Raw genomic sequence first — 16,689 nt, 5'->3', positions numbered from 1 at the left:
ATCTCAACGGCCCCCGGCCGCGGCGGCCAGGGCCGCCAGGGTCTCGTCGGGGCGCGGCAGCGCGTCGCTGCGCAGGTCGCGCTGCAGTTCGCTCAAGGTGCGCAGCACCGGCTGCAGCAACGGCGCGTCGGTGTCGAAGTAGCGCTCCAAGTGGCGTTGCAGCGTGCGCAGATCGGCCCGCGCACCGTCGAACTGCCGGGCCAACACCGCCAGCCGTGCGTTGAGCAGCAACAAACGGGCGTTCTCGCGCAGAAAGTACGACTGCTGGGGCGTCAACAGCACGGCTTCGGGCTGTTCGATACGCCGGATGCGCACCAAGTCCGGCAGCGCGAGCTGCAAACGTGCCCAGCCATCGCGCAGCACCGCGGCGGCCCAGGCCTGCGCCGTTGACCACCACGGACCGGGGTCGGCAGGCGCGGCCTCCGCCGGCTGGCCCTTGGCCGCGCCAGCGCCGGGGGTCGGCGGCGGTGTGCGCGGGGCAGGGGTCGGCGGCCCGCTGCGCAGCGGCCATTCGTCCACGCTGCGCGCCAGTTCGTCGAGCCTGGCCACCAGCGCCGGCACATCGGCCAGGGTGGCGGCGCGGATGCGCTCCAGGTCGCGCGCGATGGCCCGCTGCACCGGGTTGAGGCGCGGCTGCGCGGCGCGCTCGATGCGCTGCTGTGCCCCCTGCAGCGCCGACACCATCGGCTGCACGCTGCCGGTCAACTGGCTTTGTTGTACCGCCAGCCGCAGCGCCGCTTCCAGGTCCTGCAACAGCGCGTCGTCGCGCGAGCGCGACACCGACAGCATCAGCTCTTCCAATTGGCTGCGCTGCAGGCTGACTTCGGCCACGCGCATCTCCAGCACGCCCAGGCGCGCTTGCATGTCCGCGCTGGCAGCCTGCGCCTGCTCGGCCAACGCCCGCACGGCGGCCTGCTCGGTTTGCTGCTGCAGCGTGCGACGGGCCAGCTCCTCCTGGGTGCGGGCCAGCCGCTGCCACAACACACCGCCCAGCGCCAGCGCCAACAGCGCCAGCACGGTGCTGACCACCACCGCCCACCTCAACGCGGCGGCAGGCGGAGCCGGGGCAGTGGCCGGGATGGGCTCGACGGGGGTTTGGTTCACGCCACCGATTCTAGGGCTTGCAACACCGCGGCCACCGTGGGGGCGGCCACCACCACACGCCCAAACCCCGCGGCGGAGGCGGCCTGCGCGATGCGGGGATGGGTCACGACGGCCGTGGCGTCGCGCCAGACCGCGTGCGGCAGCAACTGTTGCAAGTGCGCAACAGCTTCGCTGGCGCTGAACAGCCACACAGCCTGGCCCAGATCCGTGGCGTGCCGGCGCTGCGCCTCGCCCCAGGCAGGCAACGCACGCCGGTACACCGGCAGGGCCACGACGTCGGCGCCGGTGGCGCGTGCCTGTTGCAGCAGCCAGTCGCGCCCTTCGCGCCCGTCGGCCGACACCCCGCGCAGCACCAGCAAGCGCCGCCCGGGTCCCATCTGCGGCCGCACCAGCGGCCACAGGCTCTCCGAGTCCATCGTCGCCGGGCCGGTGGCGCTGGGCGCGTCCACCCGCGCGGGGTCGGCTCCCCAGGTACGCAGCGCGGCGGCCGTGCCCGCCCCCGGGGCCCACAGCCGGGTGGGCGGCGCGGGCACCGGCCAGCGCGCGTGCTGGGCAGCCTGCACGGCGGCAGGGCTGACCACCATCACCGCGTCCCACCGCTCACCACCGGTCCACGGGGCAGGCGCACGGGGCGCAACCGTGGGACATGTGGCGATCAACGGCAACGCCACGACGGGCCAGCCGGCCGCGCGCAAGGCTTGTACCCAGGCGCCGGCTTGGCTTTCGGGCCGGGTGACGACGACGGATGGGCGCTGCATGGCGACCGACGGCGTGGGATGGTCACGCCGGCGCCACGCGCGCGCCCTGCGCCAGCAGCGCGGCGGCCGCCTGCTCGCCCAGCGTACGTGCTTGCGCCAACGAGCCAACTTCGGCTTGCACTTGCGCGGTCAACAACACCCCCGCCTGATCGGGGTCGCCCCACGCCGCGCGCAAGCGCAACAAGGCCGGCGCGTCACCCTCGGTCGGTGCGCCGTGGGGCCACTCGGCGTGGGCGGCCAACGGCACCGAGCAGCTGCCACCCAGGGCACGCGACACCGCCCGCTCGGCCTCGACCGCGTACCACGTGGGACGGTGCGCCAGTGGCGCCAAGGCCTGGGCCACGTCGTTGCGTTCGGCGCGGATTTCGACGCCCAGCGCCCCCTGTCCGGCGGCAGGCAGCATCTCGTGCGGCTCGAACACACGCCGGATGCGCGCCTGCAGCCCCAGCCGACGCAACCCGGCCGCCGCCAGCACGATGGCGTGGTACTGACCTTCGTCCAGCTTGCGCAGCCGTGTGTCCAGGTTGCCACGCAGCGGCTCGATGCGCACGTCGTCGCGCCCCAGGCGCACCAGCGCCGCGCGCAGCAGCACCATGCGCCGCAGGCTGGACGTGCCAACCACCGCCCCCGCAGGCAGCTCTGCCAACTCCGCCGCGTGCGGCGACACCCAGGCGTCACGCGGGTCTTCGCGCTGCATCACGCACGCCAGCGCAAAACCCTGCGGCAGCTCCATCGGCACGTCCTTGAGCGAGTGCACCGCCAGGTCGGCCCGCCCCTGCTCCAGCGCCACTTCCAACTCCTTGACGAACAGACCCTTGCCGCCGACCTTCGACAGGGTGCGATCCAGGATCTGGTCGCCGCGCGTGGTCATGCCCAGCAGCCGCACGCGGTGACCGGCCGCTTGCAGACGCGCTTGCACGTGTTCGGCCTGCCACAGGGCCAGGCGGCTTTCGCGGGTGGCGATGGTGAGGTCCAAACCCGGTGGGGCGGCGGTGGGGCTGCAAGGGGCGCTCATGCGCCCGATGCTAGCACGGCGGCTTCGGCGCGCAGGGCTTCGCGCACGGTGGGCAACTGGCGGCGCGACACTTGCAGGCGCTCCGGCACGCCCTCCAGCAGCACCACCCAACCGTCGAACGCTTCGCCCTCGGGGCCGGCGCCACGTTCGTGCACACGCTGCAGCGACCGCACGCGCTGGCGCGCCACCAGCGCGTTGCGGTGGATGCGCAACCAGCGCTCGGGCTGGCTGCGCTCGAAGTCGTGCAGCGCACCGTCGTAGATGTAGCTGCGCTGGGCGGTGCGCACGGTCAGGTACTTGAGCTCGGCTTTGAGGTAAATGACGTCGTCCAGCGGCACGCGCTCGGTGCGGCCGCGCTCATGGATGATGAGCGCCTCGGTCGTGGCGGCGGGGCGTGCCGGGGCGGGCTCGGGCGCCGCGGCCGCGCCCGAGGCGTGCCAGCGCAGGGCTTTGTCCAAGGCTTGGTGCAAACGCTCGCGGCGCACCGGCTTGGTCAGGTAGTCCACCGCGTCGAGCTCGAACGCGCGCAGCGCGTGCTCGGCGTGCGCGGTAACGAACACCAGCGCCGGCGCTTTCGGCTGGTCGCGCAGCAGCGCCGCCAGCGCCAAGCCATCCAACCCCGGCATTTGCACGTCCAGCAGCGCCACGTCCCACGGCTCCGATCGCAGCCGCGCCAGCGCCGTGCGCGCGTCGGCGGCCTCGGCCACGTCGGCGTCGGGCTGCCACTCCAGCAACAGATCGCGCAGGCGCTGCCGCGCCAGCGCCTCGTCGTCCACCACCAGCACGCGCGTTGCCATCGTCAGCCTCCTGCGGCGCGGCCCGTGCGGCGACGGCGCGCCGGTACAATCCCTGTCAGCCTTGACTTTATACCCTGAGCCCGCCGCGGCCGTCCAGCCTTTGCCCTGCCCCATGTCGCACAACCAGCTCGATGCCAAGTCCCAGGCCTGGTCAGCCCTGTTCACCGAACCGATGAGCGAGTTGGTGCAGCGCTACACGGCCAGCGTCTTTTTCGACCGGCGGCTGTGGAAAGCCGACATCCAGGGCAGCCTGGCGCACGCCGAGATGCTGGCCGCGCAGGGCATCATCAGCGCGCAGGACTGGGTCGACATCCAGCGCGGCCTGCAGCAGATCGCGCAGGAAATCGAATCCGGCACGTTCGAGTGGAAGCTGGCGCTGGAGGACGTGCACCTCAACATCGAGGCGCGGCTGACGCAGCTCGTCGGCGACGCCGGCAAACGGCTGCACACCGGCCGCAGCCGCAACGACCAAGTCGCCACCGACGTGCGGCTGTGGCTGCGCGACGAAATCGACGGTCTGGTGGCGCTGCTGCGCGAGCTGCAGGCAGCGCTGGTGCGCGTGGCCGACGAGCATGTGGAGACGATCCTGCCCGGCTTCACCCACCTGCAGGTGGCGCAGCCGGTCAGCCTGGCGCACCACCTGCTGGCGTACGTGGAAATGCTGGCGCGCGACGAAGAGCGCATGCTGGAGGTGCGCCGCCGCGTCAACCGGCTGCCGCTGGGCAGCGCCGCCCTGGCTGGCACCACCTACCCGCTGGACCGCGAACGCGTGGCCCGCACGCTGGGCATGGTCGACGAGCGCGGCGAGCCCCAGCTTTGCCTCAACAGCCTGGACGCCGTCAGCGACCGCGACTTTGCGATCGAATTCACCGCGGCCGCGGCGCTGATCATGGTGCACATCAGCCGCCTGAGCGAAGAGCTCATTGTGTGGATGAGCCAAAACTTTGGCTTCATCCGCATCGCCGACCGCTTCACCACCGGCAGCTCGATCATGCCGCAAAAGAAAAACCCGGACGTGCCGGAGCTGGCGCGCGGCAAGACCGGGCGCGTGGTGGGGCACCTGATGGCGCTGCTGACGCTGATGAAGGGCCAGCCGCTGGCCTACAACAAGGACAACCAAGAGGACAAAGAGCCGCTGTTCGACACCGTTGACACGCTGCGCGACACGCTGCGCATCTTTGTCGACATGATCGGCGGCGAGCGTGACCCGGCCACGGGGCAGCGCAGCGGGGGCCTCACGGTCAACCGCACCGCGATGGAAGCCGCCGCGCGCAAGGGCTTTGCCACCGCCACCGATTTGGCCGACTACCTGGTCAAAAAAGGCGTGCCGTTTCGCGACGCGCACGAGACGGTGGCCGCCGCCGTGCGCGTGGCCAGCGAGCGCGGCGTGGACCTCAGCGAGCTGCCGCTGCCCGAGCTGCAACGCTTCCACCCGGCCATCGAAGCGGACGTCTACGACGTGCTGAGCCTGCAAGGCAGCCTGGCGGCGCGCGCCACCGTCGGTGGCACCGCCCCGGTGCAGGTGCGCGCCCAGCTGCAGCGCCACCGCCAGCGGCTCGCCGGGCTGGTTTGAACAAGACGGCGCCCGCAGGCGCCGCTGAGCCGATCACTTACACCGCAGCCGCCTCGGCGCAGCAGCCAGTCGGCGTTCGCGGGCAGTGCGGTTGCACCAGCTTGCGGTAGTAGTTCGGCAGCGCAAACAGGGCGTGGTGCACGTCGGCGTTGTAGTACTGCAGGTCGGGCAACGCCTGCACGCGCGCGGCCAACACGGCAGCGTCCAACGCGCGCGGCTGCAACGTGTCCGATGCGATGGCAAACCCCCAGTACGCGCCATACAGCGGCACGTACAGCCCAAACGGGTGCACCTGCTCGAACACCGCGCGCAGCTCGGCGTTGATGCGCGCGACCTGCTCGGGCTCGAACACCGGTGTGCCGGTGTGCAGCACCACGGCGCCGCCGGGGTTGAGGATGCGGCGCAGGGCACGGAAAAACGCCTCGGTGTACAGCGAGCCGGCGGGGGTCTCGGGATCGGTCAGATCCAGCAGAATCAGGTCAAAGCGGTCCTGCGTGTCGGCCACGTAGGCCAAGCCGTCGCCAATGCGCACCTGCAGCCGGGGGTCATCAAACACCCCACGGTGCACGGCCGCGAAGTGCTGCTTGGCCACCGCGACCACCTCGGCGTCCAGCTCGGCCATCACGACACGCTCGACGCTGCGGTGCTTCAGCACCTCCTCGGCCGCGCCGCCGTCGCCACCGCCGATGATCAGCACCTGCCGCGGCACACCGTGCGCCACCGCCGCCGGGTGCACCAGGCATTCGTGGTAGTAAAACTCCTCGCCTTCGGAAGTCATGAAGTGGCCGTCGATGCGCATCGCCAGCCCGAAGCGCGGCGTGCGCAGCACTTCGATGGTCTGGTACGGGCTGCGCTTGGCCAGCACACGCTCGGAGGCGGTGTAGCCATAGACCGCGTCGCCGGCGTCGTTGAGGGCTTCGAGCACGGTCTCGGCGGGCGGCCGCTGCTCGCTGCCGCGTTGCAGGCGGTGGATTTCGCTGCGGCCCGGCTCGAACGCGGCCACGATCTCGCGCAGCAACGCCTCGGCCTTGGCCGAGTTGTCGGTGGTGAAGTTGCACACGTACACGTCCAACGTGACGGCGCGGCGCTCCGGCCAGGTGTGCACGGCCAGGTGCGACTCGGCCAGCAGCAACATACCGGTCACGCCGCCGGGCTGGCCGTTGTACGGTGGAAACGGATACCACTTCTCATCGACCAGGGTCAAACCCACCCCGATCGTGTGGCGCCGGCACAGCTCGGCCAGCACCGCCGCGTCGGTCATCAGACCGTCGGCCCCTCGGCAGTCGTACAGATCAGCCGTCAGATGAAGCCCTTGCATGGCCCAATCCCCCATCCAATCGTGTTGCACCACCAGACCGATGCGGCCTGGACGAAAACCCAACATTATACCCCCGCGCCCACCGTGGAAATAGGCTATCGCCACGGGTAGGCCGCGGCACGCCCCAAAACCAACCGGCCCGCTGGGGGCCGGTCGTGTGGCGTGGACGTGGGCGGGCGGGGTGCCCGCGCGGCCTCAGCGGAAGCGCGGCTGCGGCTTGGTGGCCAGCTCGCCCGGCAGGCTGGCCAGGTAGTTGGCCAGCTGCTTCAGCTCGGCGTTGCTGAACTGTTGGGTGATGCCGCCCATGATCGGGTTGGCACGCCCAATGTAGGGGTTGCCCTGCACGTTGTACGACTTGAGGGCCACGAACAGGTAGTCGGCGTGCTGGCCGGCGATCTTGGGGTAGCTGGGGTCGATGGGCTTGCTGAAATTGGCGCCGTGGCACGACGCACAGGCGCCCCTTTCCAACAACTGCGCCACCGCCGCCGAAGGCGCCTTGGCCGGCTGCTCGGGCGCCTGGGCGCTGTGGTGCGTGCTGTAAAACGCGGCCAGGTCGGCGATGTCTTGGTCGGTCAGCGAGCCAGCGATACCGCGCATCGTCGGGTGCTTGCGATCACCCTTGCGGTAAGCTTGCAGCGCGACGCTGATGTACGGCGCCGACTGGCCCGAGATCATCGGCACCCGGTGGATTTCCGGGAAGCTGTTCTGGTAGCCCGGAATGCCGTGGCAGCCGATGCACATGGCGGCCTTGGCCTCCCCTGCCTTGGCGTCACCGGCCACCTGGGCCCAGGCGCCAGCGGCCCCCATCAACGTCACAGCCGCGACAGCGGTCTTGAGCAGCAGAGTCGGCGTTTGGTTCATGTTGCAAGCACAATCGCAGGGTTGTTTGACAAAAATCAACGCCGGATTATATAGACTGGTTCCAGTGTTCCCCCCGCGCCGACGGGCCCAACCGGGGCAGGAGTTTCCCTAGGTTGACCCCGTGCGCGCAGCCTCACCCCAAGGATGCACGATGCGTTTTGAAGGCTCTTCCACCTACGTGGCCACCCCCGACCTGCTGCTGGCCGTCAACGCCGCCATCCGCCTGCAGCGGCCGCTGCTGCTCAAAGGCGAGCCCGGCACCGGCAAGACGATGCTGGCCGAGGAGGTAGCGCAGGCGCTGGGCATGCCGCTGCTGCAGTGGCACATCAAATCCACCACCAAGGCCCAGCAAGGCCTGTACGAGTACGACGCCGTCAGCCGGCTGCGCGACAGCCAGTTGGGCGACGACCGCGTCAAGGACATTCGCAACTACATCGTCAAAGGCGTGCTGTGGGAGGCGTTCGCCGCCGAGCAGCCTGTGGCGCTGCTGATCGACGAGATCGACAAGGCCGACATCGAATTCCCCAACGACCTGCTGCGCGAGCTCGACCGCATGGAGTTTCACTGCTACGAGACACGCGAAACCATCCGGGCGCGCCACCGGCCGCTGGTGTTCATCACCTCCAACAACGAAAAAGAGCTGCCCGACGCCTTTTTGCGGCGCTGCTTCTTCCACTACATCAAGTTCCCCGACCCGGCCACGATGAAGCGCATCGTCGACGTGCACTTCCCCGGCCTGAAGGACGAGCTGGTGCGCGCCGCGCTGAAGGTGTTTTTCGACATCCGCCAACTGCCCGGGCTCAAAAAGCGCCCCTCGACCTCGGAGCTGCTGGACTGGCTCAAGCTGCTGGCGGCCGAGGACATCGCGCCCAGCGCGCTGGCCAGCGCCGAGGGGCAGATCGCCATCCCACCGCTGGTGGGCGCGCTGCTGAAAAACGAGCAGGACCTGGCGCTGTTTGAGAAGCTGGTGTTCATGAACCAGCGCAACCGCTGAGCGGGCGCAAGGCGCAGACGACCATGCTGATCGACTTTTTCTACACGCTGCGCGCGGCCAAGCTGCCGGTGTCGGTCAAAGAGTACTTGACGCTGCTGGAGGCGCTGCAGGCCGGTGTGGTGGGTCCGCGCAACCCCGAGGCGTGCTCGCTGGAGGATTTTTACCATCTGGCGCGCTGCACGCTGGTCAAAGACGAAAAGCACTACGACAAGTTCGACCGCGCGTTTGCGGCGTACTTCCAAGGCGTGGAGCAGCTGGCGGACTTCACGCGCGACATCCCGGCCGAATGGCTGCGCCAGGCGCTGCAGCGGCTGCTCAGCGAAGAACAAAAGGCCGCTGCCCCGCGCTACGACTACGACCAGCTGTTCGAAGAGCTGCGCAAGCGGCTCGAAGAGCAAAAGGAGCGTCACGCCGGCGGCAACAAGTGGATCGGCACCGGCGGCACCAGCCCGTTTGGCCACGGTGGGTACAACCCGCAAGGCATACGCATCGGCGGCCAAGGCGGCAACCGCAGCGCCGTCAAGGTATGGGAACAGCGCCTGTACCGCGACTACGACGATACCCAGGAGCTGGGCACGCGCAACATCAAAATGGCCCTGCGGCGGCTGCGCCGCTTTGCGCGCGAAGGCTCGGCGCTGGAGTTGGACCTGCCCGACACCATCCGCGCCACCGCGGCCAACGCGGGCTGTCTCGACATTAAGATGGTGCCTGAGCGGCACAACCACGTCAAAGTGCTGCTGCTGATGGACGTCGGCGGCACGATGGACGAGCATATCCAGCGCGTGGAAGAGCTCTTTTCCGCTGCGCGGGCCGAGTTCAAGCACCTGGTGTTCTATTACTTCCACAACTGCGTCTACGACTACGTGTGGAAGAACAACCGACGCCGCTACGCGGAAAAAATCCCCACCTGGGACGTCATCCGCACCTACAACAAGGACTACAAGCTGATCCTGGTGGGCGACGCCACGATGAGCCCGTACGAAATCCTGCAGCCGGGCGGCAGCGTCGAGTACAACAACGAAGAGCCCGGCGCCGAGTGGCTGCAGCGGCTCACCCACGCCTACCCGCACCACGTCTGGATCAACCCGGAACCGCAGGGCGTGTGGGAGTACCGCCAAAGCATCGGCATCATCCGCCAGCTGGTCGGCGGACGCATGTACCCGCTCACCCTCAAGGGGCTGGAAGAAGCGATGCGGCTGCTGTCGAAGTAAGGGCCGGCGCCCTGAACGCGCGGGGGCATCGGCGATAATTCGCAGTCGGCATCCCGCCGTAGTTCAATGGATAGAACGGCCGCCTCCTAAGCGGCAAATCCAGGTTCGATTCCTGGCGGGGGGACCAGCCGCCGCATCGTGCGCCGGTCATCGCAAGCCGCGTTAGCTCAGCAGGCGTTGGCCTCACCCCGCCGCAAGGCGCGGCTGAGCAGCATCACCGGCACCAAGCCCACCGCCACCAACGTCAGCGCCGGCAGGGCCGCTTCGCCCAGCCGCTCGTCGCGGGCCATTTGGTGCGCCACCACGGCCAGCGTATCCATGTTGAACGGGCGCAGCACCAGCGTGGCGGGCAGCTCCTTCATCACGTCCACAAACACCAGCAGCGCCGCAGCCAGCACCGAGCGGCGCAGCAGCGGCCAGTGCACGCGCCACCACAGCGCCACGCCGCGCACGCCCAACATGCGGGCAGCGTCATCGAAGTTAGCCGGCACACGCGCGTAGCCACTTTGCACCGACTGCAGCGCCACCGCGGTGAAGCGCACCATGTACGCCCACAGCACCCCCAGCGCGGTCGTCGTCACCCAAGCGGCCAACGTGGCCTCGGGCCAGTGCGCCTGCACCCAACCCAGCGGCAACAGCAAACCCACGACGATGACCGCCCCCGGCACCGCGTAGCCCAGCGCGACCACCCGCACCGCCCCCTGCACCAGCGGGGTGGCCAGCCGCCGCACCGCGTAGCCCAGCACCAGCGCCGCCACGGTGGTCAACCCGGCGGCCGTGCCTGCCAGCGTCACGCTGTTGCGCGCCCAACCGGCAAAGGCCTGCCACGGCAGCACATCCCACCCCTGCACCAGCGGACGCAGCATGAACAGCACTGGCAGGCCAAACCCCAGCAGCACCGGCAGGCCGCACACCAGCCACACCACCGCCACGCCGCGGCCCTGCAGCCGCACCGGCTGCGCTTCGGCCCCCGCACGGCCTGGGCGCGCCGTCGCAAAGCGCAGGCGGCGCTGGGCGCGCTGCTCGGCCCACAGCAGCACGCCGACGGTGGCCAGCAACATCCACGCCAGCTGCGCGGCTGCCACGCGGTCGTCCATCACCAGCCACGCCTTGTAAATGCCCGCCGTGAACGTCTGCACACCAAAGTAGCTCACCACGCCAAAGTCGGCCAGCGTTTCCATCAGCGCCAGCGCCACGCCGGCGGCAATGGCCGGGCGCGCCATCGGCAGGGCCACCGTGCGCAGGCGCCGGCCCAGCGGCGCGCCCAGCAGCCGCGCCGCTTCCAGCAACTGGGCGGCACGCTCGGTCAGCGCCGTGCGTGCCAGCAGGTACACATACGGGTACAGCGTGAACGTGAACACCCACACCGCCCCCCAGGTGGAGCGGATGTCTGGCAGCACCCGGCCCCGCAGGCCAAAGGTGTCGCGCAGCCACGTCTGCGCCGGGCCGGCGTACTGCAAAAAGTCGGTGTAGGCGTAGGCGGTCACGTAAGCCGGCATGGCCAGTGGCAGCAGCAGCACCCACTCGGCCACGCGGCGGCCTGGAAAATCGAACACCGTCACCGCCACCGCGGTGGCGGTGCCAACCAGCGCCACCGCCACCCCCACCGCGACACACACCACCACGCTGGTCAGCGCGTAGCCGGGCAATGTGGTGGCAGCCATCTCGCGCAACACGGCCCAGGAGTCGGCGTTCCACCCCAGCGCCGCCGCCAACAGCGCCAGCACCGGCGCGGCCAGCACCAGCGCCAACACCACCACCGCCAGCTGCACCCACGGGGCGTGCAGCCGCCAGCGCCACGGCAGGCGCCGGCCAGCGAGCAAGGCGAGGTTGGGGTCGGCCATCGGTGATACGCGTGCAAATGCGAATGCACATTATCTACAATGCAAGGCATGTTTTTGGGCCTGCACGATGTTACGTTGCGCTACCCTGGGGCGGCGCACCCGGCGCTGGACGGCGTCACGCTGGCGCTGGCCGCCGGCGATATCGGGGTGTTGATCGGCCCGTCGGGCTGCGGCAAGACGACACTGCTGCGTGCGGTGGCGGGGCTGGAGCGCATCGACGCCGGTCGCATCACACTGGCAGGCGACGTGGTGGCCGAGTCCCACCGGCACGTGCCGCCGGAGGCGCGGCGCATCGGCATGGTGTTTCAGGATTACGCGCTGTTTCCGCACCTGACGGTGCAGGGCAACGTGGCCTTTGGCCTGCACGGCATGGCCGCCAACGCTCGGCACACCCGCGTGGCCGAAGTGCTGGCGCTGGTGGGGCTGCAAGGCTACGAGCAGCGCTACCCGCACGAGCTCTCGGGCGGTCAGCAGCAGCGCGTGGCGTTGGCGCGTGCGCTGGCACCGCGCCCGCAGCTGCTGCTGCTGGACGAGCCGTTTTCCAACCTCGATGTGGACCTGCGCGAACGGCTGGCGCACGAGCTGCGCACGATCCTCAAGGCCGCAGGCACCACCGCGCTGTTTGTCACGCACGACCAGTTGGAGGCTTTTGCCCTGGGTGACGTCATCGGCGTCATGCACGAAGGACGGCTGCACCAATGGGACGACGCCTACGCGCTGTACCACCGGCCGGCAACGCGCTTCGTGGCGGAGTTCATCGGCCACGGGGTGTTCGCGCCGGCGCGCATCGTGGCGCGCGAGGGTCGCCTGGTGGTGCAGACCCCGCTGGGTGAGCTGGAGGACGTTGCCGAGTGCCCGCTGCCCAGCGCCTTCCCGGACGGGTTAGGCGAGGTGCTGCTGCGCGCCGACGATGTGGTGCACGACGACGCCTCGCCGTTCAAAGCCGAGATCGTGCGCAAGGCGTTCCGCGGCGCGGAATTCCTCTACACCCTACGGCTGTCCGATGGGCAGTTGCTGCAGGCGCATGTGCCCTCGCACCACGACCACGCGATCGGCGAGTGGATCGGGATTCGCGCCGCCGTCGATCATGTGGTGATGTTCGAGCGCGGCGCTGGGGCTGCCGCACCGCCAGCGCCGGTGGCGGCCCCAGCGCTGGCGTCGTCGTAACTGCAAAGGACCAACGCGTTCAGGCCGCCCAAGCCCAGGGCATCGGCTCGCCCTCGCCCCGTGCGCTGCCGCGCTTGGGCACCAGCTGACCCAGTGTGCGGCACACCGTTTCCGGCTTGGCATCCACCAGCTCAGCCAGCACCCGCAGCGGCGGCAGCCGCTCGCGCAACACGTCTGGCGCGGCGCGGCCCAGGACGTCCGGTTGGGCCAGCAACGCCAGCAACGAACGTACGCGCTGGGCCACCGATCCGGTGCGCAGTGCCGCCATCGCATGCGCGCGGGCGGGCTGCTGCAACAGCGCCTCGGTCAACCACTGCGCGCGCTGCTGCGCGCTGGGTGCCTGTGGCGCAGGCTCTAGCCACACCGGCGTTACACAGGTTGCGCGCCAGGGGTGGGGTTGCCCACACAACGCGTCCATTCCCAGCCAGTCGCCCGGTTCAACCAGCATCACGAGCAAAGGGCCATCCCGCCCTATGCGATCCAGCCGCACCAACCCCTTGCACAGCCGCCACGGCCCACTCGTGTCCCCGACGTCGAACAACCGGGCCTGGGCTGGCAGCCGCCAGCACAGGGCGTCAATGTTTGTGGCCTGCATGGTCGTGCATCCCATGGCCATGCGGCATGGCGGTGCCGCCACCGCCCAGGGCTTGCACCTTGGCCTGCACGTCCTGCGTCAAGCGCTGGCCGGCGGCGTTTTCCAGCACCAGGGTCAGCGGCACCGTTTCGCCCGCCGCCAGCGGGCGCTTGAGGTCCATCAACATCACGTGGTAGCCGCCAGGCTTGAGCTCGACTGGCTGGCCGGCCGGCAGCGGCAACGACGGGATGGGGCGCATGCGCATGACGTCCTTGTCCATGGTCATTTCGTGGATTTCCACGACACCGGCCACGGGGGATTGCGCGCCGACCAGGCGCATCGGTTCAGGCGCAGTCAGGCGCATGAAGGCGCCGGTGGCGTTTTGCTTGGCCACGGTGCCACGCACCCAGGGGTTATCGACTTGCACGGTTTGCGCCCAGGCGGCGCTGGTCAGGGCCACGATGGCGGCGGCCACGGCGTTGCGAATGCGGTGGTGACGGGTGTTCATCGTTGAATGCTCCAAGAGTGTGGATTGGCAGGGCGCGCGTGCGCCCACAGGTGACGACCAAAGGGGCCGGCTGACAGCGAGCCAGCCGCCACTGCAGCAACAAGATCTGGACAAGGAGGTTGGCCAGGCTGCCGCCGACAGGCGTGTGGCCAGGTTCAGGCCCGCGCAGTGGGCGGGGCATGCGGCTGTGGGCGCCACCAGGCGCTAGCCGCCGGCTGCGGCGCGGCGTCCTGCACCGCATCGTCGCACGAGGCTGACGTAAGCACCCCATGCGCCCAACCGCCCGAGGTGGGCGGCAACCAAGCCCCCCCATGCAGCACACACCAGTCGCAGGCGGCGGCCATCGACGCCTTGCTGACCGGTCCCGGCTCAGGGTCCACCACCACCCACGCCATGCCGGTGCTGGTGCAAATCTGCACCGCCTGCCCCGGCGCCGGTGGCACCCACGCGCGCGCCAGCGTCGGCGCCAGCGTCGCCCACAGCAGGGCGAGCATGGCCAGCACCAACGGTGCGCGAGGGTGGCGTCGCAAAGCGTTCACGCCGTGCATTCTAATGTGCACCGGCTCGGCGTGCACTCGTTACACTCGAAACTGTGGTACCGGCCGTGCGCCAGCAACATCCGCGCGTGCCGCTGTCCCGTTGGCCAACCCGAATCACCGCTGAGCATGACCCCCACCGAACAAACCCTGCGCGACGCCGCGCTCGAATACCACCGCACCCCCACCCGAGGCAAGATCAGCGTCACCCCGACCAAGGCGCTGTCCAACCAGCGTGACCTGAGCCTGGCGTACTCGCCAGGTGTGGCCTACCCCTGCCTGGAAATCGCCGCCGACCCGCGCAAGGCCGCCGACTACACCAGCCGCGCCAACCTGGTGGGCGTGATCACCAACGGCACGGCCGTGTTGGGCCTGGGTGACATCGGCCCGCTGGCCGGCAAGCCGGTGATGGAGGGCAAGGGCTGCCTGTTCAAAAAGTTCGCCGGCATCGACGTGTTCGACATCGAGCTGGCCGAGAAAGACCCTGACAAGCTGGTCGAAATCATCGCCGCGCTGGAGCCGACGCTCGGCGGCATCAACCTGGAGGACATCAAGGCGCCGGAGTGCTTCTACATCGAGCGCCAGTTGCGCGAGCGCATGAAGATCCCCGTGTTCCACGACGACCAGCACGGCACGGCGATCATCTCGGCGGCGGCGCTGATCAATGCGCTGGAGCTGGTGGGCAAGGCCATCGGCGACGTGCGCATCGCCGTCAGCGGCGCGGGGGCGGCCGCGATCGCGGTGCTGGATCTGTTCGTCGCGCTGGGGGCGCGGCCCGAGCACATGCTGGTGTGCGACTCCAAGGGCGTGATCCACGACCAGCGCGAGGACGCGCTGGCCGGCCGGCTGGACGAATCCAAGCGCCGCTACTGCCGCACGACGGCGGCGCGCACGCTGGCCGATGCGGTGCGCGGGGCCGACGTGTTCCTGGGCTGTTCGGCACCCGGGGTGCTGACGGCCGAGATGGTGCAGACCATGGCCGAGCGGCCGGTCATCCTGGCGCTGGCCAACCCCGAGCCGGAGATCCGCCCCGAGGTGGCCAAGGCCGCGCGGCCCGACTGCATCATCGCCACCGGGCGCAGTGACTACCCCAACCAGGTCAACAACGTCCTGTGCTTTCCGTACATCTTCCGCGGCGCGCTGGACTGCGGCGCCACCCGCATCACCGAAGCGATGAAGCTGGCCTGCGTGCACGAGATCGCGGCCCTGGCCAAGGCCGAGATCAGCGACGAGGTGGCCGCCGCCTACACCGGGCAGGAGTTGCAGTTCGGGCCGGACTACCTCATCCCCAAGCCGTTCGACACCCGGCTGATCCTGCGCATCGCCCCGGCGGTCGCGCAGGCGGCGGCGGAATCGGGCGTCGCCACGCGCCCGATCGCCGACATCGAGGCCTACCGCGACAGCCTGCAGCGCTTCGTCTACCAGACCGGCATCCTGATGAAGCCGGTCTTCAACGCCGCCAAGGCCGTGGCGCCCAAGGCCCGCGTGGCCTATGCGGACGGCGAGGACGAACGCGCCCTGCGCGCAGCCCAGCTCGCGCTGGAGGAAGGCATCGCCCAGCCGATCCTGATCGGCCGCCCCGCGGTCATCGAGGCGCGCATCCGCAAAGCGGGACTGCACCTGCGCCTGGGCGTCGATGTGGAAAACGTCAACCCCGAGGACGACCCGCGCTTCCGCCAGTACTGGGAGGCCTACCACCAGTTGATGAAGCGCAACGGCGCCACGCCGGAGGTGGCCAAGGCCGCGGTGCGCCGCTCCAACACCATCATCGGCTCGCTGATGGTGCACCTGGGCGATGCAGACGCCCTCATCTGCGGGCTGGTGGGCACGTACACGACGCATCTGGAGCGCATCGACGCCATCCTGGGGCGGCGCCCCGGGGCTTCGCTCTACGCCGCGCTCAATGCGGTCAACACCGACCGCGGGCCGATCTTCATCACCGACACCTACGTCAACGAGGACCCCAGCGCCGAACAACTGGCCGAAATCGCCTGGATGGCCACGCAGGAGGTGCAGCGCTTTGGCATCGTGCCCAAGGTGGCGTTCCTGTCGCACTCCACTTTCGGCTCGTCCAAGCGCGCCAGCGCGCGCAAGATGCGCGCCGCGCGCGACCTGTTCGTGGCCGCCCACCCCGAGGTGGAGTGCGACGGCGAGCTGCACGGCGACGCCGCTCTAGACCCTGACATCCGCAGCCGTTTCCTGGCCGACGCCACACTCAGCGGCGCCGCCAACCTGCTGGTCTGCCCCAACCTGGACGCGGCCAACATCCTGTACAACGTCATGAAAACCACCACCAGCGGCGGCGTCACCGTGGGGCCTATTCTGATGGGCGTGCGCGCTCCCGCCTACATCCTGACGCCGGCAGCCACCGTGCGGCGGGTGCTCAACATGACGGCGGTCGCCGCGGCGGCGGTGCGGCGGGGGTGAGT

15 protein-coding genes and 1 tRNA gene are annotated in these 16,689 nt (G+C 69.7%); 6 read left to right on the top strand and 10 right to left on the bottom strand.

Annotated features, from left to right (window positions below):
• Nucleotides 1–3 precede the first annotated feature (3 nt).
• Genes Taqua_RS01160 through Taqua_RS01145 form a run of 4 tightly spaced genes read right to left on the bottom strand, consistent with a single transcriptional unit; the run spans nucleotide 4 to nucleotide 3,674 of the window.
• The gene (locus tag Taqua_RS01160) at nucleotides 4–1,104 is read right to left on the bottom strand and encodes a uroporphyrinogen-III C-methyltransferase (RefSeq protein WP_144324214.1); all 1,101 of its coding nucleotides are present in this window, start codon (nucleotides 1,102–1,104) and stop codon (nucleotides 4–6) included.
• Nucleotides 1,101–1,862: a uroporphyrinogen-III synthase gene (locus tag Taqua_RS01155; RefSeq protein ID WP_144324213.1), complete on the bottom strand. Its 762-nt coding sequence runs from the start codon at nucleotides 1,860–1,862 to the stop codon at nucleotides 1,101–1,103. Before Taqua_RS01155 ends, Taqua_RS01160 begins: the two co-directional genes overlap by 4 nt.
• 22 nt (nucleotides 1,863–1,884) lie before the next feature.
• Nucleotides 1,885–2,877: a hydroxymethylbilane synthase gene (gene hemC / locus Taqua_RS01150; protein ID WP_144324212.1), complete on the bottom strand. Its 993-nt coding sequence runs from the start codon at nucleotides 2,875–2,877 to the stop codon at nucleotides 1,885–1,887.
• Complete coding sequence (locus Taqua_RS01145; protein ID WP_144324211.1) at nucleotides 2,874–3,674, bottom strand: LytR/AlgR family response regulator transcription factor; 801 nt, start codon at nucleotides 3,672–3,674, stop codon at nucleotides 2,874–2,876. Before Taqua_RS01145 ends, hemC begins: the two co-directional genes overlap by 4 nt.
• Before the next feature lie 112 nt (nucleotides 3,675–3,786).
• Between Taqua_RS01145 and argH the strand changes: the two genes are divergently transcribed.
• Nucleotides 3,787–5,247 (top strand): argininosuccinate lyase, encoded by a 1,461-nt coding sequence (gene argH / locus Taqua_RS01140; RefSeq protein WP_144324210.1) that lies wholly within the window; start codon nucleotides 3,787–3,789, stop codon nucleotides 5,245–5,247.
• A gap of 37 nt (nucleotides 5,248–5,284) precedes the next feature.
• On the opposite strand, the gene speE is transcribed toward argH, so the two are convergent.
• Both speE and Taqua_RS01130 read right to left on the bottom strand, forming a co-directional pair.
• Nucleotides 5,285–6,565, bottom strand: coding sequence for a polyamine aminopropyltransferase (gene speE, locus Taqua_RS01135; protein WP_144324209.1), 1,281 nt, complete (start codon nucleotides 6,563–6,565; stop codon nucleotides 5,285–5,287).
• A 195-nt stretch (nucleotides 6,566–6,760) separates the two neighbouring features.
• On the bottom strand, nucleotides 6,761–7,426 hold the full coding sequence (locus tag Taqua_RS01130) for a c-type cytochrome (RefSeq protein ID WP_144324208.1): 666 nt from the start codon (nucleotides 7,424–7,426) through the stop codon (nucleotides 6,761–6,763).
• Between the two features lie 151 nt (nucleotides 7,427–7,577).
• Between Taqua_RS01130 and Taqua_RS01125 the strand changes: the two genes are divergently transcribed.
• The 3 genes from Taqua_RS01125 to Taqua_RS01115 all read left to right on the top strand — a co-directional run bounded on the left by Taqua_RS01125 (nucleotide 7,578) and on the right by Taqua_RS01115 (nucleotide 9,758).
• Nucleotides 7,578–8,420, top strand: a complete 843-nt coding sequence (locus Taqua_RS01125; RefSeq protein ID WP_144324207.1) for an AAA family ATPase — start codon at nucleotides 7,578–7,580, stop codon at nucleotides 8,418–8,420.
• A gap of 23 nt (nucleotides 8,421–8,443) precedes the next feature.
• Nucleotides 8,444–9,631, top strand: coding sequence for a vWA domain-containing protein (locus Taqua_RS01120; RefSeq protein ID WP_144324206.1), 1,188 nt, complete (start codon nucleotides 8,444–8,446; stop codon nucleotides 9,629–9,631).
• Between the two features lie 52 nt (nucleotides 9,632–9,683).
• Nucleotides 9,684–9,758 (top strand) — tRNA-Arg (locus tag Taqua_RS01115).
• Between the two features lie 40 nt (nucleotides 9,759–9,798).
• Here Taqua_RS01115 and Taqua_RS01110 read toward each other — a convergent pair.
• Nucleotides 9,799–11,475 (bottom strand): ABC transporter permease, encoded by a 1,677-nt coding sequence (locus Taqua_RS01110; RefSeq protein ID WP_144324205.1) that lies wholly within the window; start codon nucleotides 11,473–11,475, stop codon nucleotides 9,799–9,801.
• Nucleotides 11,476–11,523: 48 nt separating this feature from the next.
• Here Taqua_RS01110 and Taqua_RS01105 point away from each other — a divergent pair, with 48 nt between their 5' ends.
• Nucleotides 11,524–12,642, top strand: coding sequence for an ABC transporter ATP-binding protein (locus Taqua_RS01105; RefSeq protein WP_144324204.1), 1,119 nt, complete (start codon nucleotides 11,524–11,526; stop codon nucleotides 12,640–12,642).
• 19 nt (nucleotides 12,643–12,661) lie between these two features.
• Here Taqua_RS01105 and Taqua_RS13300 read toward each other — a convergent pair whose 3' ends face one another.
• The 3 genes from Taqua_RS13300 to Taqua_RS01090 all read right to left on the bottom strand — a co-directional run bounded on the left by Taqua_RS13300 (nucleotide 12,662) and on the right by Taqua_RS01090 (nucleotide 14,263).
• Nucleotides 12,662–13,237 (bottom strand): Crp/Fnr family transcriptional regulator, encoded by a 576-nt coding sequence (locus Taqua_RS13300; RefSeq protein ID WP_221933904.1) that lies wholly within the window; start codon nucleotides 13,235–13,237, stop codon nucleotides 12,662–12,664.
• On the bottom strand, nucleotides 13,218–13,724 hold the full coding sequence (locus Taqua_RS01095; protein ID WP_144324202.1) for a copper chaperone PCu(A)C: 507 nt from the start codon (nucleotides 13,722–13,724) through the stop codon (nucleotides 13,218–13,220). Before Taqua_RS01095 ends, Taqua_RS13300 begins: the two co-directional genes overlap by 20 nt.
• 155 nt (nucleotides 13,725–13,879) lie before the next feature.
• Nucleotides 13,880–14,263, bottom strand: coding sequence for a DUF2946 family protein (locus tag Taqua_RS01090; RefSeq protein ID WP_185969526.1), 384 nt, complete (start codon nucleotides 14,261–14,263; stop codon nucleotides 13,880–13,882).
• A gap of 126 nt (nucleotides 14,264–14,389) precedes the next feature.
• On the opposite strand from Taqua_RS01090, the gene Taqua_RS01085 reads away from it, so the two are divergent.
• Nucleotides 14,390–16,687, top strand: coding sequence for an NADP-dependent malic enzyme (locus Taqua_RS01085; RefSeq protein ID WP_144324200.1), 2,298 nt, complete (start codon nucleotides 14,390–14,392; stop codon nucleotides 16,685–16,687).
• The last annotated feature ends 2 nt before the right edge of the window (nucleotides 16,688–16,689 follow it).

It is taken from the genome of Tepidimonas aquatica (assembly GCF_007556585.1).
In the GTDB taxonomy this organism is placed as follows: Bacteria; Pseudomonadota; Gammaproteobacteria; order Burkholderiales; family Burkholderiaceae_C; genus Tepidimonas; species Tepidimonas aquatica.
This window is presented reverse-complemented; position numbering and strand designations above follow the sequence as displayed.